The sequence below is a fragment of the Streptomyces sp. NPDC054770 genome, assembly GCF_053611985.1.
This window is the reverse complement of record NZ_JBSHBL010000081.1, coordinates 22,097-43,410: the sequence shown is the minus strand read 5'-3', so window position 1 is coordinate 43,410 and position 21,314 is coordinate 22,097. Positions and strand designations below refer to the sequence as shown.

The 21,314-nt window shown below is 70.3% G+C and carries 18 protein-coding genes; 7 read left to right on the top strand and 11 right to left on the bottom strand.

Annotated features, from left to right (window positions below; translation table 11 throughout):
• Positions 1 to 30: 30 nt before the first annotated feature.
• From ACWGKQ_RS42710 to ACWGKQ_RS42695, 4 genes are all read right to left on the bottom strand, one after another.
• Entirely contained in the window at positions 31 to 705 is a 675-nt protein-coding gene (locus ACWGKQ_RS42710; RefSeq protein ID WP_453297437.1) for an AAA family ATPase, read from the bottom strand.
• A gap of 34 nt (positions 706 to 739) precedes the next feature.
• Complete coding sequence (locus ACWGKQ_RS42705; protein ID WP_453297436.1) at positions 740 to 1,570, bottom strand: ABC transporter permease; 831 nt, start codon at positions 1,568 to 1,570, stop codon at positions 740 to 742.
• An 88-nt stretch (positions 1,571 to 1,658) separates the two neighbouring features.
• A complete protein-coding gene (locus ACWGKQ_RS42700; protein WP_453297435.1) occupies positions 1,659 to 2,633 on the bottom strand; it encodes an ABC transporter ATP-binding protein in 975 nt (324 codons plus the stop codon).
• Between the two features lie 228 nt (positions 2,634 to 2,861).
• The gene (locus ACWGKQ_RS42695) at positions 2,862 to 4,091 is read right to left on the bottom strand and encodes an NYN domain-containing protein (RefSeq protein WP_453297434.1); all 1,230 of its coding nucleotides are present in this window, start codon (positions 4,089 to 4,091) and stop codon (positions 2,862 to 2,864) included.
• A gap of 220 nt (positions 4,092 to 4,311) precedes the next feature.
• Here ACWGKQ_RS42695 and ACWGKQ_RS42690 point away from each other — a divergent pair, with 220 nt between their 5' ends.
• Positions 4,312 to 4,488, top strand: a complete 177-nt coding sequence (locus ACWGKQ_RS42690; RefSeq protein WP_453297433.1) for a hypothetical protein — start codon at positions 4,312 to 4,314, stop codon at positions 4,486 to 4,488.
• Positions 4,489 to 4,620: 132 nt separating this feature from the next.
• On the opposite strand, the gene dnaE is transcribed toward ACWGKQ_RS42690, so the two are convergent.
• Positions 4,621 to 8,160, bottom strand: coding sequence for a DNA polymerase III subunit alpha (gene dnaE, locus ACWGKQ_RS42685; protein ID WP_453297432.1), 3,540 nt, complete (start codon positions 8,158 to 8,160; stop codon positions 4,621 to 4,623).
• Positions 8,161 to 8,434: 274 nt separating this feature from the next.
• On the opposite strand from dnaE, the gene ACWGKQ_RS42680 reads away from it, so the two are divergent.
• Positions 8,435 to 9,784, top strand: a complete 1,350-nt coding sequence (locus ACWGKQ_RS42680) for a DUF2252 domain-containing protein (protein ID WP_453297431.1) — start codon at positions 8,435 to 8,437, stop codon at positions 9,782 to 9,784.
• 12 nt (positions 9,785 to 9,796) lie between these two features.
• Here ACWGKQ_RS42680 and ACWGKQ_RS42675 read toward each other — a convergent pair whose 3' ends face one another.
• Positions 9,797 to 11,041 carry an RNA-guided endonuclease InsQ/TnpB family protein gene (locus ACWGKQ_RS42675; protein WP_453297430.1) on the bottom strand — a complete coding sequence of 415 codons (1,245 nt, stop codon included), beginning with the start codon at positions 11,039 to 11,041 and terminating at the stop codon, positions 9,797 to 9,799.
• A gap of 383 nt (positions 11,042 to 11,424) precedes the next feature.
• Here ACWGKQ_RS42675 and ACWGKQ_RS42670 point away from each other — a divergent pair, with 383 nt between their 5' ends.
• The 4 genes from ACWGKQ_RS42670 (at position 11,425) to ACWGKQ_RS42655 (ending at position 15,264) form a co-directional block, all read left to right on the top strand.
• The gene (locus tag ACWGKQ_RS42670; RefSeq protein ID WP_453297429.1) at positions 11,425 to 12,111 is read left to right on the top strand and encodes a hypothetical protein; all 687 of its coding nucleotides are present in this window, start codon (positions 11,425 to 11,427) and stop codon (positions 12,109 to 12,111) included.
• Positions 12,112 to 12,214: 103 nt separating this feature from the next.
• Complete coding sequence (locus tag ACWGKQ_RS42665; protein ID WP_453297428.1) at positions 12,215 to 13,024, top strand: thioredoxin domain-containing protein; 810 nt, start codon at positions 12,215 to 12,217, stop codon at positions 13,022 to 13,024.
• A gap of 106 nt (positions 13,025 to 13,130) precedes the next feature.
• Positions 13,131 to 14,792, top strand: a complete 1,662-nt coding sequence (locus ACWGKQ_RS42660; protein ID WP_453297427.1) for an alkaline phosphatase D family protein — start codon at positions 13,131 to 13,133, stop codon at positions 14,790 to 14,792.
• 121 nt (positions 14,793 to 14,913) lie between these two features.
• Positions 14,914 to 15,264, top strand: a complete 351-nt coding sequence (locus tag ACWGKQ_RS42655) for a hypothetical protein (protein WP_453297426.1) — start codon at positions 14,914 to 14,916, stop codon at positions 15,262 to 15,264.
• Between the two features lie 82 nt (positions 15,265 to 15,346).
• Here the strand turns inward: ACWGKQ_RS42655 and ACWGKQ_RS42650 are convergent, their stop codons facing one another.
• On the bottom strand, positions 15,347 to 15,916 hold the full coding sequence (locus ACWGKQ_RS42650) for a dienelactone hydrolase family protein (protein ID WP_453297425.1): 570 nt from the start codon (positions 15,914 to 15,916) through the stop codon (positions 15,347 to 15,349).
• Between the two features lie 139 nt (positions 15,917 to 16,055).
• Between ACWGKQ_RS42650 and ACWGKQ_RS42645 the strand changes: the two genes are divergently transcribed.
• Positions 16,056 to 17,168: a mechanosensitive ion channel family protein gene (locus ACWGKQ_RS42645; RefSeq protein ID WP_453297440.1), complete on the top strand. Its 1,113-nt coding sequence runs from the start codon at positions 16,056 to 16,058 to the stop codon at positions 17,166 to 17,168.
• 15 nt (positions 17,169 to 17,183) lie between these two features.
• Here the strand turns inward: ACWGKQ_RS42645 and ACWGKQ_RS42640 are convergent, their stop codons facing one another.
• From ACWGKQ_RS42640 to ACWGKQ_RS42625, 4 genes are all read right to left on the bottom strand, one after another.
• Complete coding sequence (locus ACWGKQ_RS42640; protein ID WP_453297424.1) at positions 17,184 to 17,924, bottom strand: SDR family NAD(P)-dependent oxidoreductase; 741 nt, start codon at positions 17,922 to 17,924, stop codon at positions 17,184 to 17,186.
• A 330-nt stretch (positions 17,925 to 18,254) separates the two neighbouring features.
• Positions 18,255 to 19,841: a Na+/H+ antiporter gene (locus tag ACWGKQ_RS42635; RefSeq protein WP_453297423.1), complete on the bottom strand. Its 1,587-nt coding sequence runs from the start codon at positions 19,839 to 19,841 to the stop codon at positions 18,255 to 18,257.
• A 61-nt stretch (positions 19,842 to 19,902) separates the two neighbouring features.
• Positions 19,903 to 20,373: a GNAT family N-acetyltransferase gene (locus ACWGKQ_RS42630; protein ID WP_453297422.1), complete on the bottom strand. Its 471-nt coding sequence runs from the start codon at positions 20,371 to 20,373 to the stop codon at positions 19,903 to 19,905.
• The gene (locus tag ACWGKQ_RS42625; RefSeq protein ID WP_453297421.1) at positions 20,370 to 21,314 is read right to left on the bottom strand and encodes an RluA family pseudouridine synthase; all 945 of its coding nucleotides are present in this window, start codon (positions 21,312 to 21,314) and stop codon (positions 20,370 to 20,372) included. The genes ACWGKQ_RS42630 and ACWGKQ_RS42625 overlap by 4 nt, the downstream gene beginning before the upstream one ends.

Sequence of the window (21,314 nt, the reverse complement as noted above, 5' to 3'; positions counted from 1 at the left end):
GACGGGTAGGGGCGGCGGGGGCGAGGGAGACTACGCCGGTGGAGCCGCGTACGGTCCGTCCTCGTACGGCGGCTCCGGGTCCCGCGGACCGAACAGCGCCGTCAACCCCAGATGCACCACCAACGCCGACAACGACCACGCCAGCAACGCCCCCTTCGCCCCGAGCTTCAGCGGCGCCGAGAACGTCACCCCCTTCCCCACGGCCTTCGCGTGAGCGATCACGTCGTGCTCCGGCCCCAGCCACACCCCCAGCCGCCAGGCCAGCACCGACGCCAGCAACCCCCCGACCCCGAGCGCCACCACCAGCGGCACACCCCCACGCCGCCGCCAAAGAAACACCACGACCGCGCTCACCACTCCGAACGCCAGCCCCAGCAGCGTGAACGTTCCGTCCACCCCCGCCGCCTGCTCCCCCTCGCTGTCCTTGAGGTAGACCGCCCAGCCGTTGTCGGACCGGTCCCCCACCAGCGGCACATGCGGCGCCAGCCACAGCCACAGCAGCCCGAGCAGCACACCGCTCACCGCCACCACGACGGCGATCACGGCGCCCTCGCGCAGTTCGGTCTTCATCCCGGGACCGTCCTGTCCGTACTGTCCGTACTCTCCCGGCTCTCCCGCGGCCTCCCCGGCGGGCGGCGGCGCCTGCCAGGCCTGGTGCGAGGACTGGTCGTGCGGCGGCGGAGGCGGCGTCAGCGGTGCGGTCACGATGCCATCGTGCCAGGTCGCCCTGTGGGGCGCGTCACCGGACGGCGGCCCTGCGGTACGCCCAGGTGGCGACGGCCAGCGAGACCACCCCCACCCCCGCACACACGCCCAGGTCAGCGAGGACGACGGCCCAGTCCGGCCGCGCCCCGAAGGTCCGGGCGTAGGCCTCGACGCCGTACGTGGAGGGCAGCAGGTCACGCGCGAACCGGATGATCCCCGGCATCCGGTCCGGCGGCAGCACCCCGAGCAGCAGCGCCGCGGACATGCCCAGCTGCCCGAGCAGCGTGGCGAGTTCGGGCCGCGGCGCGAGCAGCCCGCAGGCCGCGCCGAGCCCCGCCAGGGCGGCCCCGGCGAGCGGGATCACGGCGACCAGGATCCACAGGTTCCCGAGCGGCAGCCCGAACAGCACGCATCCGAAGACGGCCGTCACCAGCGTCCCCGGCACGGTGAAGGAGGCGTACGCCGCGGCCGCCCCGAGCACCACCGAGGCAGGCGGCACGGGCAGCGTGGCGTAGTGGTCGAGCCCGCCGCTCGCCCGCAGCTGCCCGAAGTACTGCGCGAGCAGGTTCAGCGCCACGTAGGCCACCACGACCACCGACGAGCCCGCCACCACGGACTGGGCCTCGCCCCGCGAGTCCACCACCCCGCGCATCATGATCATGATGCCGACGGACTGGAAGGTCGCGACGAACAACAGCGGGATCCGCGCCACCCGGGCCCGGGACAGCTGCGCCCGGTAGACGGCCGCCAGCGACGGCCACAGCCGCGCGCGCGGGCCCAGCTCGGCCACCGGGGCGCCGCCCGGCACCGTCTCCTCCACGGCCAGGGCACCGCCCGGCAGAACCTCAGCGGGTACGACACTCACGTCGCGCTGCTCCCCTTCCGTGCGGCACCTGCGGCCCGTACCGCTGCCGCGCCGTTCCGTACGCGCCCGGCCGCCGTCCTGTTCACCCTCACGCCTTCACCAGCCCCTGCCGTGCGGCGCCGCCCAGCGCCAGGTAGACGTCCTCCAGGCTGGGCGTGGCGAGGGTGAAGTCGTCCAGGGCGGCGAACGCGGCCCCGCCGGTCACGGTGGCGACGGCGGCGCGCGCCTCCTCGGGCGCGAGCCGCAGCGTCCAGCGCCGGCCGGCCTCGACGGCACGCTCCCGCAGGACGGCCACCTCGGGCACGTCCAGCGGCGCCCGTTCCCGCCACACCAGCTCGACCCGGACCTCGCCGGCGACCCGTTCCTTGAGCCCGGCCGGGGTGTCGCAGGCGATGACCCGCCCCTGGTCGAGGACGGCGACCCGGTCGAGGACCGTCTCGGCCTCGATGACGTTGTGGGTGACCAGCACCACGGTGGCACCCTGCTCGGCCCGCCGCCGGTCCACGGCGGCCCACACGGCCCGCCGGGCCACCGGGTCCATGCCGGTCGTCGGCTCGTCGAGCACCAGCAGCGGCCGCTCCCCGACCAGCGCGGCGGCGAAGCAGGCCAGCCGCCGCTGTCCCCCGGAGAGCTTCTTGAGCGCCCGCCCGGCGATCGGCGTCAGGCCCAGCTCGTCCAGCACGGCGTCGCGCTCGCTCTGGGCCTGCCGTAGGTCCAGTCCGCGCAGCCGCCCGGTGGTCTCGGCCGCGAGGGACACGGTCAGCTCGTCGAGGGCGCTGGACTCCTGTCCGAGGTAGGCGAGGATCCGCGCGGCCCGCTCCGGGTGCCGCACGATGTCGTGCCCGAGGATCTCGACGCTGCCCGCGTCCGGCCGCAGCAGCCCGGTGAGCTGCCGTACCAGCGTCGACTTGCCGGCCCCGTTCGGCCCGAGCAGCCCGAAGATCTCCCCGCGCCGGACATCGAGCGCGACCCCGTCGGTGGCCCGCACCTCGGGCACGGCGGGGGCACCACGCCGCCCTTTGACCGCGGCGTAGGTCTTGGTCAGCCCACGCACGGCACACACGACATCACCCTGCTGCCGAAGTGCCCGACCCACGCCCGTACTCACAAGGGACGAGACTACGTGGTCGCCCCCGTTTACTCGCCTTTGGGGCGCCGAGCTTCTTGACTCCGTAAGGGCAGCGCCCCTGAAAGGGGCGCGGGGCTGCATCGAATTTTGCGGCTCTGCCGCGTGGGCGCGACCAGCCCCCACCGGCCCGCACTCGAAAGCACCCCCGCGCTCCCCTCACTCTCACTCCGCCGACGCATGCTCCCCGGCCCCCGCCGGAACATCGAACTCTCTCCAGAACCCCGCCCGAATGGCGTACCGGTCATGCTCGTCGATCTGGTCGTCCTTGTGCGCCAGCAACCCGAACCGCGCCGCGTACCGCAGCAGCTCCCCGTCGATCCGGTGCGGAATCCGCGGATACATCCCCGACAGCCGGTGCAGATGGCTCTGGTCCCCGAGCCGCGACATCCACCGCTTGGCGAACACCTGCCCGACCTCGTACGGATCCCCGCCGACGGTCGTGATGTCCTCCTCCCGGTCGGCCCACCGCTGCTCCGCGGTGGTCAGCTGCGCCAGCGTCGGCATGGAGGCCGCCTCCGCCGACTCCGCCGCACTCCCCGGCCGGTCCACCCACCCCTTGTCGGAGGACCACCGCAGGGTGGCCGTCGCCGGATGCTGGACCGGCTGCGCGCCCGGCGCGCCCGGTGCCCGCAGCGCGGCGAGATCCTTGGGCGTCGGCACGCCCTTCGGCGCCGGCATCCGCTCCGGCGCCCCGTTCTCCGCCCCGCTCGCCGCGGGCGCGCGGTCGGCGTCCTCGGATCCCGCCTCCGCCGCCTGCGCCAGCGACGACTCGGGCAGCGGCGCCGAGAGGATCGCGGCGATCTCCGGCCGCGGCACCGGCGGCGGCGCACAGACCGCGGTCAGCTCCTTGGCCCGTACCGCCTGGGTGATCCAGGCCCGGTCCAGGACCCGCCGCTCGTCGGCCTCGGCGACCAGGTCCTCGGACTGGTTGTAGTCGCCGTCGGCGGCCTGCACCGCCCACAGGTGTACGGCGACCCCGTGCTCCTTGGCGGCCATCATGCCCGGCAGCAGGTCCCCGTCGCCGGTCACGAGGACGACGTCGGAGCAGGCGCGGTTGCGGGCCAGCTCGGTCAGCTCGGCGTGCATGGCCGCGTCCACGCCCTTCTGCGCCCAGCGCCCGTCGCTGCGGGTCAGCGCGCCGAGCCGGACCGTCACCCGGGGCATCACGCGCAGCCGACGGTGTTCCGGCTGGGGGACACGGTCGGGGGCGCCGTCGAACCAGTAGATGCGCAGCAGTGGACGCTCGGTGTCGGACTCCGCGCGGTCGCGCAGCGCCTGGATCAGCGCGGCGTGGTCGACGGTGATCCGGGATCGGGAGGGCTCACCGGCGAGGAGACTGGCGGCGGCACCCAGCAGATACCCGGCGTCCACCAGGACGATGCAGCGGTCCACGCGACTCACCCTCTTTCCGGGAGGTTTGCTTTCGGGGCTTCCTTCGAGTCTGCCCGACCACGCGGGGGTTAACGGCCCGAACTCGATCTTCGGCGTGGCGTTTCGGGACCTTGCTCTCCGACAAGCCCTGTCACATACGGTAATTATCCGAAATGCGTCTGTTGTCAGCCTATGTGAATCTGAATTCGGCCCCTAGATCCCCCACAGGAGGCAGATCACCATGGCCAAGAACAAGAATCGCAAGGGTGGCTCCCAGAACCGCACCTCGCAGACCGAGCAGACCCACGAGCACGGGCAGCGTACGTCGAACGAGTCCCAGGACTCGCCGGTGTCGCACATCCAGGGCAGCCCCGCGGATGTGGCCCGCAAGAAGCAGAAGAGCTTCGGCCACAACTGAGCCGACGGCTGAGCGGACCGACCAGGTCCCACCGGGCTGTTGAAGCCCGAGCACACAGGAGGGGCGCACCCGGTGCGGGTGCGCCCCTCCTGCACGTACGAACGCGCGCACGACGCGCGTACGGCCGAAGGCCTATCCGGCCAGGCAGGACGGGCCGAGCAGCACCTTCAGGTCGCCGAACAGCGCCGGGTCCGGCTTCACCCGGTGCCGGTCCAGGCGCAGCACGGTGGTCTTGGTCGGGCCCTGGAGCTTGATCCGGACCTCGCTGTCGCCCTTGTGGTGGCTGAGGATCTCGCCGAGGCGGCTGACCATCGGCGGGGTGACCCGGGTCGCCGGGATGGTGAGGATCACGGGCGCGTTGGTGCCGGCGTTGGAGAGGTCCGGGACCGCCAGCTCCATCCCCACCAGCCGGGGCACGTCCTCGCGCTTGTCGAGGCGGCCCTTGACGAACACCACCGCGTCCTCGATGAGTTGGGTCGAGATGAGCTGGTAGCTCGCCGGGAAGAACATGCACTCGATGGAGCCCGCGAGGTCCTCCACGGTGGCGATCGCCCAGGCGTTGCCCTGCTTGGTCATCTTGCGCTGGAGGCCGGAGATGATGCCGCCGATGGTGACCACGGCCCCGTCGGCGTGCTCGCCGCCGGTGAGCTGGGCGATGCCCGCGTCGGCCTTGTCGGAGAGCACGTGCTCCAGGCCGAAGAGCGGGTGGTCGGAGACGTACAGACCGAGCATCTCCCGCTCCTGGGCGAGCAGATAGGTCTTGTCCCACTCGTCGGTGGTGAACTCGACGTCCAGTCCGAAGCCCGGCTCGCTGCTCTCCTCCTCGCCCATCCCGCCGAAGAGGTCGAACTGGCCCTCGGCCTCCTTGCGCTTGACCGCGACCACGTTGTCGATCATCGAGTCGAAGTGCGCGGTCAGGCCCTTGCGGGTGTGCCCCAGGGCGTCGAAGGCACCCGCCTTGATCAGCGACTCCGTGGTCCGCTTGTTGCACGCGACCGCCTCGACCTTGTCGAGGTAGTCGGGGAAGGAGTTGTACTTGCCCTTGGCCTTGCGGCTCCTGATGATCGACTCGACCACGTTGGTGCCGACGTTGCGCACGGCTTCGAGGCCGAAGAGGATCACGTCGTCGCCCTGCGCGGCGAAGTTGTGCACCGACTCGTTGACGTTCGGCGGGAGCACCTTGATGCCCATGCGGCGGCACTCGTTGAGGTAGATCGCCGACTTGTCCTTGTCGTCCTTGACCGAGGTGAGCAGCCCGGCCATGTACTCGGCGGGGTAGTTCGCCTTCAGGTAGGCGGTCCAGTACGAGACCAGGCCGTACGCGGCGGAGTGCGCCTTGTTGAAGGCGTAGCCGGCGAACGGGACCAGCACGTCCCACAGGGCCTGGATGGCCTCGTCGCTGTAGCCCTTGTCCCGGGCGCCCTTCTGGAAGAGGACGAAGTTCTTGGCCAGTTCGTCGGGCTTCTTCTTGCCCATCACGCGGCGCAGGATGTCGGCCTCGCCGAGCGAGTACCCGGCGATGATCTGCGCGGCCTTCTGCACCTGCTCCTGGTAGACGATCAGGCCGTAGGTGACCGCGAGCACCTCTTCGAGGGGCTCCTCCAGCTCCTTGTGGATCGGGGTGATCTCCTGGAGCTTGTTCTTGCGCAGCGCGTAGTTGGTGTGCGAGTCCATGCCCATCGGGCCCGGACGGTAGAGCGCGGAGACGGCGGAGATGTCTTCGAAGTTGTCGGGCTTCATCAGGCGCAGCAGGGAGCGCATTGGCCCGCCGTCGAACTGGAAGACGCCCAGGGTGTCGCCGCGCTGGAGGAGGTCGAAGGTCTTCGGGTCGTCGAGCGGCAGGGCAAGCAGGTCGAGGTCGATGCCCTTGTTGGACTTCACCATCTTGACGGCGTCGTCCATGATCGTCAGGTTGCGCAGGCCGAGGAAGTCCATCTTCAGCAGGCCGAGCGACTCGCACTGCGGGTAGTCCCACTGCGTGATGGTCACGCCGTCGGTGTGCCGCACCCAGATCGGGGCGTGGTCGACGATGGGCTCGCTGGACATGATCACGCCGGCGGCGTGCACGCCCATCTGCCGCACCAGGCCCTCGACGCCCTTCGCGGTGTCGATGACCTTCTTGACGTCCGGCTCGTTCTCGTACATCCCGCGGATCTCGCCCGCCTCGTTGTACCGCGGGTGCGAGGGGTTGGTGATGCCGTCGAGGTCGATGCCCTTGCCGAGGACGTCGGCGGGCATCGCCTTGGTGAGGCGGTCGCCCATGGCGTACGGGTAGCCCAGTACGCGCGCGGAGTCCTTGATGGCGTTCTTGGCCTTGATCTTGCCGTAGGTGCCGATCATGGCGACCTTGTCGGCGCCGTACTTCTCGGTCACGTACCTGATCACCTCGACGCGCCGGCGCTCGTCGAAGTCGATGTCGACGTCGGGCATGGAGACGCGCTCGGGGTTGAGGAACCGCTCGAAGATCAGGCCGTGCGGGATCGGGTCGAGGTCGGTGATGCCCATCGCGTAGGCGACGATCGAGCCGGCCGCGGAGCCTCGGCCGGGGCCGACCGCGATGCCGTTGTTCTTGGCCCACATGATGAAGTCGGCGACCACGAGGAAGTAGCCCGGGAACCCCATCTGGATGATGACGTCCATCTCGTAGTCCGCCTGCTTCTGGCGGTCGTCGGGGATGCCGCCGGGGAAGCGGCGCTCCATGCCCCGGCGGACCTCCTCCTTGAACCAGGTGACCTCGGTGTAGCCGTCCGGGATGTCGAACTTCGGCATGAGGTTCTTCGCCTCGAACATGCCGCTGGTGTCGATCTGCTCGGCGACCAGGAGGGTGTTGGCGCAGCCCTCCTGCCAGGCGTCCGAGGAGTCGATGGCGTACATCTCGTCGGTGGACTTCAGGTAGTAGCCGGTGCCGTCGAACTTGAAGCGGTCCGGGTCGGAGAGGTTCTTGCCGGTCTGGATGCACAGCAGGGCGTCGTGGGCGGTCGCCTCGTGCGCGTACGTGTAGTGCGAGTCGTTGGTGACCAGCGGGGGGATGCCGAGCTTCTTGCCGATCTCCAGGAGGCCGTCGCGGACCCGGTGCTCGATGTCGATGCCGTGGTCCATCAGCTCCAGGAAGTAGCGATCCTTGCCGAAGATGTCCTGGTAGTCGGCGGCCGCCTTCAGTGCCTCGTCGTACTGGCCGAGGCGGAGGCGGGTCTGGAGCTCGCCGGAGGGGCAGCCGGTGGAGGCGATGAGCCCCTCGGACCACTGGGAGATGGTCTCCTTGTCCATCCGCGGCCACTTCTGCAGCCAGCCCTCGGCATAGGCGTCCGAGGAGAGCCGGAAGAGGTTGTGCAGGCCCGTCGAGTTCGCCGCCCAGATCGTCTTGTGGGTGTAACCACCCGAACCGGACACGTCGTCCCGCTTCTGGTGCGGCTGGCCCCACTGGATCTTGCGCTTGTTGCGCCGCGACTCCGGGGCGACGTACGCCTCGATGCCGATGATCGGGGTGACCCCGGCCTTCTTCGCGGAATGGAAGAAGTCGTACGCCCCGTGCAGGTTGCCGTGGTCGGACATGGCGATGTGCGTCATGCCCATCTCGTTGCAGGCGTTGAACATGTCCTTGAGCCGCGCGGCACCGTCCAGCAGCGAGTACTGGGTGTGGACGTGCAGGTGCGTGAAGGGCGGCTTTGACACGGGTTCGGCCTCCAAAGGAACGGGTGCGGCGCGAAGCGCCTCGTCGAGGGGCGGTGGTCGGGCGACGGGTGGGCAGGCGTCGACGATCTTCCGACCGGCTGCGGACAGTCTGGTGGGACGACGGAATCCTATGCCTCGGCACTGACACCCGGAGGTCTCCCCCGCGTACCTTCATGCGGAGAAAGCGGGCACTCCCGGGAACCTTCGCACGTTGGTCCCGGCGAGAGATCCGCGCCACATGTCAGGCACCACCCGTACCAGGAGGCACCCAGCGATGCCGGTCCCCCAGCTCAACGGCGAGCAGCGCGGCGAGGAGATCCTCGCCGTCTTCGACACCGCCTTCGGCGAGCTCCTGGCCGCCGACCCGGCCGCGTTCCGCGTGAAGTTCCGGAAGATGGCGGCCTCGGCCTTCGCCTTCTACCGGGGCACGGCCGCGCTCTTCTACCACGACCTGGACGCGGAGCATGCCGGACTGGGCGGCGGGCGGATATACACCGGTCCGTACCTGGACGAGCGCACCTCGCGGGTGTGGATCCACGGCGACCTGCACGCGGAGAACTTCGGCACGTACATGGACTCCAACGGCCGCTTGGTCTTCAACGTCAACGACTTCGACGAGGCCTACGTCGGCCCCTTCACCTGGGACCTGAAGCGCTTCGCCGCCTCCATCGCGCTGATCGGGTACGCGAAGGCGCTGAGCGACGAGCAGATCACCGACCTGGTCGAGGAGTACGCGGGCGCGTACCGCGAGCGCATCCACGCGCTGGCGACGGGCGCGAAGAGCGACGAGGTGCCGCCGTTCACCCTGGACACCGCCGAGGGCCCGCTGCTCGGCGCGCTGCGCGCGGCCCGCTCGCTGACCCGTTTCGAGCTGCTGGACTCGATGACGGAGATCCGCGACTGGGAGCGCCGGTTCGCCTCCGGCGGGGGCTCCATCGAGCTGGACGCGGCGACCCGCTACAAGGTGCTGGCGGCCTTCGACGGCTACCTGGAGACACTCCCCGAGTCCTCCCTGTCCCACCCGGACTCCTACCGCGTGAAGGACGTCGTGGGCCGCCGCGGCATCGGTATCGGCTCGGCCGGCCTGCCGTCGTACAACATCCTCCTGGAGGGCGCCACGGACGCCCTGGAGAACGATGTGGTGATCTACATCAAGCAGGCCCAGACCCCGGCCGTCTCCCGGCACGTCACAGATCCGGCGATCCGGGACTACTTCCAGCACGAGGGCCACCGCACGGTGATCTCGCAGCGCGCCCTCCAGGCGCACGCCGACCCGTGGCTGGGCTGGACCGAGCTGGACGGCGCGGGGCAGCTGGTCGCCGAGGTGTCGCCGTACGCGGTGGACCTGGACTGGAGCGACATCGACGACCCGGAGGAGATCGCGGCGGTCGTCGCCGACCTCGGCCGGGCCACGGCGTCCATGCACTCGGCGGCGGACGACACCTCCGGCGAGTCCCTGGTGCCGTTCTCCACCGAGCGGGCCATCGACGCGGCGATCGCCGCCGACGAGGACGGCTTCGCGGGCCTGCTCACCGACTTCGCGCACCGCTACGGCGCACGCGCGCGTGCCGACCACCAGGTCTTCGTCGACCTGTTCCGCAACGGCCGCATTCCAGGGCTTTGACATGCTCCCTGACTAAGGTCCAGGGAATCCGGCCTGGGTCGTCTGACCCTTCCGGGGGCTTCCTGCTTCACCGCGCTGTGCGGGCACGCGTGCCCGTCTTACCGGCGCTCCACAGGCGTTTGACGTCTCCACCCGTCCGGCGGCGACGATACGACGTCCTTCGACAAGGACGTTATTGCTTGCGTTGTGGTCGCGGTCGTGCACGGTGTGGCACTCACTGCACGTCCACTCCCGGATGTGCAGCGGCTTGGGACCGTCCCGAAATCCGCAAGCCGAACAGACCTGCGAGGACGGGAAAGCACGGTCCACCTTCACGAAGGTACGGCCGTGCCTGACCGCCTTGTACTCCAGCATCCCTACGAACGAGGACCATCCCGCTTCGTGCACCGACTTGGCGAGCCGGGTACGCCCCAAGCCGGACACCAGGAGGTCTTCCACATACACCGCTTGGTTATCGCGGATGATCTGCGTGGATGCCTTGTGGTGAAAGTCCCGGCGCCGGTCGGTGACCTTGGCGTGCTGGCGTGCGACCTTGATACGAGCCTTGGCCCGGTTCTTCGATCCCTTGATCTTGCGGGACAGCTCCCGCTGGAGGCGCCTGAGCTTCTTCTCCGCCCGACGCAGAAAGCGCGGACTATCGATCTTCGTCCCATCGGACAGGACAGCAAAAGCGGCCAGGCCGAGGTCGATACCGCACTCCGTCTCCACCTCCGGGAGGATGGACGGCTCGGTGTCGACGACGAAGCTGAGGAAGTACCGGCCGGAGCTGTCCTTGGTGACGGTCAAGGACGTGGGCGCGGCCGGAAGCCTGCGGGACCACTTGACCTTGAGATTGCCGACTTTGGCCACGTACACCGTGCCGTTCCCGTGGAGGGAGAAGGCGTTGGTGTTGAAGCGGATCGACTGACGGGTGTCCTTCTTCGACTTGTAGCGCGGGGGGCCGACCTTGCCGCCCTGCCGCTTGCCCTTGACTGATTCGAAGAAGTTCTTGTAGGCGGCATCCAGGTCCCGCAGAGACTGTTGGAGCACGACTGCCGACACGTCGGCGAGCCAGGCGCGTTCCTTGGTGCGCTTGGCCTGGGTGATACGAAGCCGGGACAGCTCCGCCGACTTCACATACGGCAGCCCCGCCACGTGCGCTTCCTTCCGGTCACGCAGGCAGTCGTTCCACACCACACGGGCACACCCGAACGCACTCGCCAGCGCACGGCGCTGGGAGGCGTCCGGGTAGGCCCGGTAGTTGTAGCGGAGCTGCATACCGATCACCGTATTGATGGTGTACCGCCGCTCGCACCGGAAGATCACATTCCATTGAAATTGCACGCGAAGTGAAAAAAGGTGTTCGAGGTCTCAGCAACACCGAGTGACCGACCGGATGCCCGTGCCGCGATGCACGGGCATCCGGTGGCCGCCCTCACACTTCTCCGCGCGCTGCGGCGGAGCGCCCTGCCGACCACCGGCGAGAACGTCGCACGACAAGAAGCGCCCGCTCCAGCCTGCCGGTCAGACCGGCCTTGGGGTACGCTCCACCCTCGGCATGAACCCAACGCTTTCAAGCAACGCCACCAGCTAACCTTCGCGGATTCACAGGGCCCTTTTAGGAGTCCCCTACATGAGTACGTGACAGACTCTCCACCGCTATGGACATATCCGGGACCCAGCTCAGAGCCGTGCGCGCGGCGCTGTTCACGGCCTTCGTCGTGACGCTCAGCACCGCGTCGCACGTGCTGCTGTCCCGGGCCCCGCTGCCGTTCACGACGGTGACCGCGGTCGCCTGCGGTGTGTTCGGCACGGCATACGCGCTGGCGGGCCGCGAGCGCGGCTTCGGCCGGATCGCGGCCCTGCTGATCCCGCTGGAGCTGGCCGCCGACACGGTCTTCACCACCGGCCAGCATGCCTGCTACGGCCGCGCGGGCGGCCCCGTCGCCGGCCCGCTGCGCGCGGTCGGCCTCGACGTGCTCTGCCGCGGCGGCACGGTCGGCACCCCGCTGGCCCGGATGACCGGCGGCTCCCGCGCCGCCGCGGTCCTCGCGCACGCCGACCCGGCCGCCGCCTGGCTGCTGCTCGCCGCGCACGTCGGAGTGGGCCTGCTGGCCGCCGCCTGGCTGCGCCGCGGCGAGCGCGCCCTGACCCAGCTGCTGCGCGCCGTCGCCGCCACCACCTTCCGCCCGCTGCTCCTCGCGGTCGCCGCGGGCACGGTCCGGCCGGCTCCGGTACGACGGCTGCCGCGCCCGGCGCCGCGCCCGGCCGCCGCCCGCGACCTGCTCCGCGTGCACTCCCTGGGACGGCGCGGACCGCCGCGCTCCCGCGCGCTCGCCCTCGCCTGAGGCCGGGCGCCTTCTCCCGAGCAACCCCCTCGTCCGAGCACGACGGGTTCCCCACACGTATCCCGCGTACGACATGTGCGCGTCCCCTATGGAGATCACCAACATGAGCAAGCGGAACAGCGCGGCTGCCAAGACCGCGGCCAGGGAGCGGCTGCGCATCGAGCGCGAGAAGCAGGCCAAGCGCGCCAAGGTCAAGCGGCAGGTCATCGTGGCCTGCTCGGTCGTGGCCGTGCTGGCCGCGGCGGGCGGCATAGGCTACGCGGTCGTCCAGGCCAACAAGCCCAGCCACTGGGAGGCCGTGAAGGACGAGAAGGTCGTCGCCCCGGCCAACACGACGGGCACCGACGGCACCACCGTCGTCATCGGCAAGTCCACCGCCAAGAAGACCCTCAAGGTCTACGAGGACCCGCGCTGCCCGGTGTGCGCCCAGTTCGAGCAGACTGTCGGCGCCGCCTTCAAGAAGGACATCTCCGACGGCGAGTTCAAGTTCCAGTACGTCGGCGCCACGTTCATCGACAACAAGGACAACGGCGAGGGCTCCAAGAACGCGCTGAGCGCCCTGGGCGCGGCGCTGAACGTCAGCGACCAGGCCTTCCTCGACTACAAGACCGCGCTGTACTCGACGAAGTGGCACCCGGACGAGACGGTCGACAAGTTCAAGGACGACAGCTACCTCATCAAGGTCGCCCAGACCGTGCCCGCGCTGAAGGACAACACGAAGTTCCAGGACGCCGTCAAGAAGGGCACCTACGACGCCTGGGCGATGGCCATGTCGAAGCAGTTCGACGACAACAAGGACGGCGTGACCGGCACGCCCGGCTTCGTCATGGACGGCAAGCAGCTCAACGGCGGCTCCCCGCTCCTGACGGTGGCCGACTTCGACAAGGTGGTGGGCGCGGCCCTCAAGGCCTGACCCGAAGACCGGCGGCGGGCCTCGGCCGTCGGCCACGAGAAGAAGAGCGGGCGAACTTCACCGGTTCGCCCGCTCTTGTTAATACCGGTCAGTAACCTGGTCGCTCGTGACCAGTCGATTCAGAGCCCACGAGGGCTCCAACTCGCTTACCCCACGCCGCCGTACGGTCGTCAAGGCCGCGGCGGCCACCGCTGTCCTGGCAGCCCCGCTCGCCGCCGCCCTGCCGGCCCGGGCCGCCTCGGACGCGCCCGCCTTCCTGCACGGCGTGGCCTCCGGCGACCCGCTGCCCGACGGCGTCCTGCTGTGGACCCGGGTGACGCCGACCGCCGAGGCGGCGCCGGGCTCCGGGGTCGGCCCGGACACCGAGGTCAGCTGGGTCGTCGCCACCGACAAGGCGCTGACGAACGTCGTCTCGAAGGGCGCCACCACCGCGACCGCCGCCTCCGACCACACCGTCAAGGCGGACATCCGGGGCCTCACCCCGGCCACCGACTACTGGTTCCGCTTCTCGGCCGGCTCCGCGGACTCCCCGGTGGCGCGCACCCGAACCGCCCCGGCGGCCGACGCCACCGTCTCCGGCCTGCGCTTCGGTGTCGTCACCTGTGCCAACTGGGAGGCCGGCTACTTCGCCTCCTACCGTCATCTGGCCCTCCGGGGCGACCTCGACGCGTGGCTGCACCTCGGCGACTACATCTACGAGTACGGCACCGGCGAGTACGGCACCCGCGACACCGTGGTCCGTGAGCACGCGCCCACCCACGAGATCATCACTCTCGCCGACTACCGCATACGGCACGGCAAGTACAAGACCGACACCGACCTCCAGGCCCTGCACGCCAAGGCGCCGGTCATCGCGATCTGGGACGACCACGAGTTCGCCAACGACTCCTGGTCCGGCGGCGCGGAGAACCACACCGAGGGCGCCGAAGGCACCTGGACGGCCCGTCAGGCGGCCGCCAAGCAGGCCTACTTCGAGTGGATGCCGGTGCGTCCGGCCATCGCCGGCACCACCTACCGCCGGCTGCGCTTCGGCAAGCTCGCCGACCTCTCCCTGCTCGACCTGCGCTCCTTCCGCTCCCAGCAGGTGTCCACGGGCAGCGGCTCGGTCGACGACCCGGACCGCACCATCACCGGCCGCGCGCAGCTCGACTGGCTGAAGGCCGGCCTGAAGGCCTCCGACACCACCTGGCGGCTGGTCGGCAACTCGGTGATGATCTCGCCGTTCGCCATCGGCTCGCTCTCCGCCGACCTCCTGAAGCCGCTCGCCAAGCTGCTGGGCCTGCCCCAGGACGGCCTCGCCCTCAACACCGACCAGTGGGACGGCTACACCGACGACCGCCGGGAGCTGCTGGCCCACCTGCGCTCCAACGCGATCACCAACACGGTGTTCCTGACCGGCGACATCCACATGTCCTGGGCCAACGACGTGCCCGTGGACGCCGGGACCTATCCGCTGTCCGCCTCCGCCGCTACCGAGTTCGTGATCACCTCGGTGACCTCCGACAACCTCGACGACATCCTCAAGGTCTCCCCCGGCGTCGTCTCCACCGTCGCCGCGCCGCTCATCGAGCTCGCCAACCGGCACGTCCACTGGGTCGACACCGACCGGCACGGCTACGGGATCCTGGACATCACGGCCGCGCGGGCGCAGATGGACTACTACGTCCTCTCCGACAAGACGAAGGCCGACGCCACCTCGTCCTGGGAGCGCTCGTACCGCACCCGCACGGGCACACAGAAGGTGGAGCGGACGTACGACCCGGTGTAGTTCCGGCGGGTGACCACCCGTCATTAATAGATCGCTAGTTCGGTAACGCCTTGATAGCGTCGCCGAATTGACGGGTGATCATCAAGACGGCCCGTCAGAAACCGATCACGATTGGAGACACATGGCCACCCCCCAGCGTGCCATGAAGAAGTCCGCCGTACTCATGGCCACCATGGCCCTCGCCGGACTCGCGACCATCACTCAGGCGCAGGAAGCATCGGCGGCACCGGCATTCGTCAACCTGACCGTGCTGGACACCCACGGCGCTCCCATATACTCCCAGCCCACTTCCTCGTCGACCCGGTACCGCACGGACAAGTTCGAGACGGTCGAGCGGATTCAGTGCTCGACCACCAAGACCCCCTCGGGCGAACGGTGGTTCCGGATCTACGACTCCCAGCCGACGGCCTGGGTGTGGTCCGGGCACTTCGCGTCGCTGGTGAACCCGCCCAAGGAGTGCTTCCCCGGCTGAGTGAGGCCTCGGGCACACCGCAACGACGGTAGACATGCCTGACGAACCGGCCCCGGTCGCCAGGACAAGCGGCCAGGGCCGGTCACAGCGTGTCGAGGAAGCCGAGCGCCACCCGCCAGGTGGCCTCGGCGGCCTCCTCGTCGTAGTCCGGCAGACCGGGGTCGGTGTAGAGGTGACCCGCCCCCGGGTACCGGTAGATCTCCACATCGGCGCCGGCCCGGCCCATCTGGAGGTACCAGGCGCTCAGCCAGTCGTCCGTCTCGAAGGCGTCCGGCTCGGCCACGTGCAGCTGCACCGGCAGCTCGTCCACCGCGGCGCTGGGCGCGATGTCCGACGTGCCGTGCAGGAGCAGCAGCCCCCGCGCCCGCTCGTCGCCCAGTGCCAGCGTCTGTGCGATCGAGGCGCCCAGCGAGAACCCCGCGTACACCAGCCCGCGCTCCGAGTACGGCGCCGCCGCCAGCACGGCGCGCTTCAGCAGCTCGTCCTTGCCGATCGACTCGTTGAACTCCATGCCCTCCTCGACCGTGCCGAACGTGCGCCCCTCGAACAGGTCCGGCGTCCACACCTCGTGTCCGGCGGCACGCAGCCGGTCCGCGGCCTCGCGCACCGCGGGCCTGAGGCCGTAGGTCGAGTGAAAGAGCATGATGTTCATGCGCCCATGGTGCCAGCCACCACCGGCAACGCCCGCCGGACCCTGCGTACCGGCCTCCTCCGGCCACGACCGTGACGTCCTTCTCACCGGGCGGCATGTTCAGGACCCCGCAGATCCGGTTACGTTCGGACCCATGGAGATGGAGAACGTACTCCGCCCGCTGATCGTGCTCGGCGGCGCCGTCGTCCTCACCCTGCTGATCGGCTGGGCGACCGACCTGCTGCTGCGCAAGGCAGACGCACGGCACAACGAGACGCCGCTGTGGGGCCTGCTGCGCCGCGGCCGCATCCCCTACCAGCTGGTGCTGTGCGCGGCCCTGCTCAGAAGCTCCTACGACCAGGCCGAGCTGATCCTGGAGCACCGGATCGCCGTCGGCCAGTTCCTGACCCTGATGCTGATCGGGTCGGCCGCCTGGCTGGTGGTGCGGATCGCGGCGGCCGTCGTGGAGTCGACCTACGACCGCTATGCCCGCGTCCACCACGACGCGGCCCGGATCCGCCGGGTGCGCACCCAGGTGTCGCTGATCATGCGGGTGGTGACGGCGATCGTGGGCGTGGTGGCCGTGGCGGCGATGCTGCTGACCTTCCCGGCGATGCGCGCGGCCGGTGCCTCGCTGCTGGCCTCCGCCGGGATCCTCGGCATCGTCGCCGGTGTGGCCGCCCAGTCCACGCTGGCGAACATGTTCGCCGGTCTGCAGATCGCCTTCGGCGACATGGTGCGCCTCGGTGACACGGTCGTGGTCGACGGCGAGTGGGGCACGGTCGAGGAGATCACCCTGACCTTTCTGACGGTACGGACCTGGGACGAGCGCCGGATCACCATGCCGGTGTCGTACTTCACCTCCAAACCCTTCGAGAACTGGTCGCGGGGCACCCCGCAGATGACCGGGATCGTCTACTGGCACCTCGACCACTCGGCGCCGATCGAGGCGATGCGAGAAAGGCTCCAGGACATCCTGCGCGAATGCCCGGCCTGGGACGGGCGGTCCTACGGCCTGGTGGTCACCGACTCCACGCCCAACACCATCCAGGTGCGGGCGCTGGTGACCGCCAAGGACGCGGACGACATCTGGACGGTCCGGGTCACCGTCCGCGAGCAGATGATCACCTGGCTGAGCGCGGAGCACCCGTACGCCCTGCCCCGGGTCAACACGGCCGACGCGGTGCTGCCGCCGGGCGGGATCATCCCCTCCCAGGACGGGGCGGCGGCCGCCCGGCGTCTGCACGAGCCGCCCCGCACCGGCCGCGGCTGACCGCTCCCCTCACCCTCAGTGGCCGCGCTCGGCGCCGCCGTTGACCTGGATGATCTGCGAGGTGATGTGCCCGGCGGCCGGGGAGGCCAGCCAGTGCAGGGTGGCGGCGACGTCACCGGGTATGCCGGCCCGCCCGGTCGACGTCTCGGCGACCAGTTGCTCCCGCCGCGCCTGCGCCACCGGGCCGCCGAAGAAGTCGGTGTCCTCGATGTACCCGGGCGCGACCACGTTCACGGTGACCCCGCGCGGGCCCAGCTCCCGGGCCAGGTCGTGGGCGTACGGGTGCAGGGCCGCCTTGGAGGCGGCGTAGGAACCGCTCCCCGAGCCCCGGAACGCGGCGATGGAGCTGATGAACAGCACCCGCCCGCCGGGATCGGCGAGCCGGTCCTTCAGCGCCTCCGTCAGCAGGACCGAGCTCAGCGTGTTCTGCCGGAAGTTGCCGGTCCAGACGCGCGCGGCGGCGTCGAGCGGATCGCCGGCATCGGCGCCGACCGCGCGCGCCGCGTTCCCTCCGGCGCCGTGGACGAGCACATCGACGGTCCCGAACTCCTCGGCGACGAACCTCGCGACTGCGCGCACCTGCTCAGGTTCGGCCAGATCGGCGGCGTACACCTCCGCCCCCGGCACCCCCGCCTTCTCCAGCACCTCTCTGCGCCGCCCGAGCAGCAGCACCCGATCCCCGTCCCCGGCGAACACCCGCGCCGCGGCGAGCCCGATCCCGGTTCCTCCACCACTGATCACAATGTTCCGAGCCATGATCCGAGACTACGAGCGAGCCGCCACCGGCGCCTCCGGCTATCCACAACCGCCATATGTTTGTATGACCGCCGCTATATGTCTGAACCGGCAGAACACCCGGCGAGCGGGCGGGGAGACCGACCCGGCTGCGGGGACGCCGGAGGAGCGGCCACGAAGCCAGGCGGGCTGCGCGGGACGAGTTGCGCAGGAAAGCGGGCGCGCCGTGCGGATGCCGACGTACGGAGCCGGGACGGCCCTACCACCCACGGTCCGCCGCCGACGGCGCTGCGCCCCCACCCGGGACGTCCACTCCTCAAAAGGCCGAACGGGCAGTGCGCGGGTGGGAAATCAGCGCAGGCTGCGGACGTCCAGGTGGCGCAGCACCCGGTCCACGATCTCCGGATCCGCCCCCGGCTCGCTCCGCGCCGCCAGCACCTCGTGCCGTGCCGCGCTCAGCATCTCCTGCTGGATCCGCCGCAACCGCTTCAGCCGCCGCATCCGCTTCTCGTGGCCCTCCCGCCGCTCGTCCTCCACCACGTCGGGACTGATCCGGAACCCGATCTCGAAGGCCCGCCGCAGCATCTGCTCCGTCACGTCGTCCGGCAACTCCTCGACCTGCTCGATCTCCTTCAGCCGCCGCCGTGCCGCCTTCGCCGCCCGCACCGCCAGCTCCCGCTCGATCTCCTTCTCACGGTCGATGTCGGCCCGCACCCCCAGCCGCCTCACCAGCCACGGCAGGGTCAGCCCCTGGAGCACCAGCGTCGCCATGATCACGCCGAAGGCGATGAAGACGATCTCGTCCCGGTCCGGAAAGGCGGAGCCGTCGTCGGTCTTCAGGGGAATCGCCAGGGCCAGCGCCACCGACGCCACCCCGCGCATCCCGGACCACCACATCACGATGGTCTCCCGCCAGCTGGTCGGGATCTCCTCGTCGTAGTCCCGCTTCGCGTGCAACCGCTTGGTCAGCCAGGTCGCCGGCAGCAGCCACATCAACCGCACCACGACGACCACGCCCACGATCGCGGCCGCCCAGCCGAGCAGCTCGCCCCAGCGGCCGGACGCCGTGCGGATCGCGTTGTGCAGCTCCAGGCCGATCAGCCCGAACGCGACTCCGGTGACGAGCGTGTCGACGATGTCCCAGAAGGTGTATCCGGCGAGCCGGGTCATCACGTCGTCGGCGTCGGTGGCGTACTCGGCGATGAACAGCGCGGTGGTGAGCACGGCGAGCACCCCGGAGCCGTGCAGTTCCTCGGCGATGACGTAGGAGGCGTACGGGACGATCAGGGTCAGGCCGATCTGGAGGGTCGCGTCGTCGAGCACGTCCATCAGCTTGTTCGCACCCCAGCCGAGCACCAGCCCGACTGCCACCGCGACCACGGCGGACAGCAGGAAGTCCAGCCCGGCCCGCCAGGGCGAGAAGGTGCCGCTGACCACGGCGGCGATCGCCACGTGGTACAGGACGATGGCCGTGACGTCGTTGAAGAGGCCCTCGCCCTCCAGGATCGACACCAGCCGGCGCGGCAGCCCGAGCTGCCCGGCGACGGCGGTCGCGGCGACCGGGTCGGGCGGGGCGACCAGCGCGCCCAGCGCGACCGCGGCGGCGATCGGCAGCCCGGGCACGATCGTGTTGGCGACGACGGCCACGCACACCGTCGTGACGAAGACCAGAGCCACGGCGAGCAGGAAGATCGGCCGCTTGTTGGCCGTGAACTGCCGCCATGAGGTCCGCCGTACGGCGGCGTACAGCAGCGGCGGCAGCAGGCCGGGCAGGATCAGCTCGGGCGGGATGTTCACGTTCGGCACGAAGTCGGCGACCGCGAGGACGATCCCGAACAGCGTCATCAGCACGGGCGCCGGCAGCCCGAACCGGTCCCCGACCGGAACGCTCACCAAGGCCCCGAGCAGCAGCACGAACAACAGGGCCAACTGATCCACGGCCAGCGCTCCGGGAGTCGACGATCACACGGCAGGCCTCAAGCCTGCCATGCGACCCGGGTCAGAGCGCGCGCCGCATGCCCCGGTGCGGGATGCCCGCCTCCTCGTACTCCGGGCCGTACGGCTCATAGCCCAGCCGCTCGTAGAAGCCCAGCGCGTGCGTCTGCGCGTGCAGGTCCACGGCGCTCAGGCCACGCGCGCGTGCGGCCTCCTCGATGGCCCGGACGAGAGCGACGCCCAGGCCGAGGCCGCGGGCCTCCTGGGAGACCGCCAGCCGGCCCAGCAAGCCGAGCGACAGGTCGCCGCCGGTCTTCGCCGCGGCCGTCTCGCCGTACAGCAGCCGGCCGGTGCCGAGCGGTACGCCGTCCTCGCGGACCGCCAGGACATGCAGGGCGACGGGGTCGTACTCGTCGTACTCCAGGTCCTCGGGGACGCCCTGCTCGACCACGAAGACCTGCTTGCGCACCGCGAAGCACGCCTCCAGGTCGGCGGGGTCCTCGGCGACCCGTACCGCGTACGCGCGCGTGCTCATCCGTAGGTCTCCTCGCGGACCTGGTCGAGCGCCTTCTGGAGGTCGGCCGGGTAGTCGCTCGCGAACTCGGCCCACTCGCCGTCCCCGGGGTGCTCGAAGCCGAGCCGGACGGCGTGCAGCCACTGGCGGGTCAGGTGCAGCCGCTTGGCGAGCGTGGGGTCGGCGCCGTAGGTCAGGTCGCCGACGCAGGGGTGGCGGTGGGCGGCCATGTGGACGCGGATCTGGTGGGTGCGGCCGGTCTCCAGCTTCACGTCGAGCAGGGAGGCCGCGCGGAACGCCTCGATGAGGTCGTAGTGGGTCACGGAGGGCTTGCCGTCGGCGGTGACCGCCCACTTGTAGTCGTGCTGGGGGTGGCGGCCGATGGGGGCGTCGATGGTGCCGCTGGTCGGGTCGGGGTGGCCCTGCACGAGCGTGTGGTAGCGCTTGTCGACCGTGCGCTCCTTGAACTGGCGCTTCAGCGACGTGTACGCCCGCTCCGACTTGGCGACCACCATCAGGCCCGAGGTGCCGACGTCCAGGCGGTGCACGATGCCCTGGCGCTCGGCGGCCCCGGAGGTGGAGATCCGGTAGCCGGCGGCCGCGAGACCGCCGATGACGGTCGGGCCGGTCCAGCCCGGGGAGGGGTGCGCGGCCACGCCGACCGGCTTGACGATCACGACCACGTCATCGTCGTCGTGCACGATCTCCATGCCCTCGACGGGCTCCGCGACGATCTGCACGGGCGCGGGCGCCCCCGGCATCTCGACCTCCAGCCAGGCCCCGCCGTGCACCCGCTCGGACTTGCCGACCACCGCGCCGTCGACCTGGACCTTGCCCGCCGCGGCCAGCTCGGCCGCCTTGGTACGGGAGAAGCCGAACATGCGGGAGATGGCGGCGTCGACACGCTCGCCCTCCAGGCCGTCGGGCACGGGCAGGGTTCGGATCTCGGGAATCGTACTCAC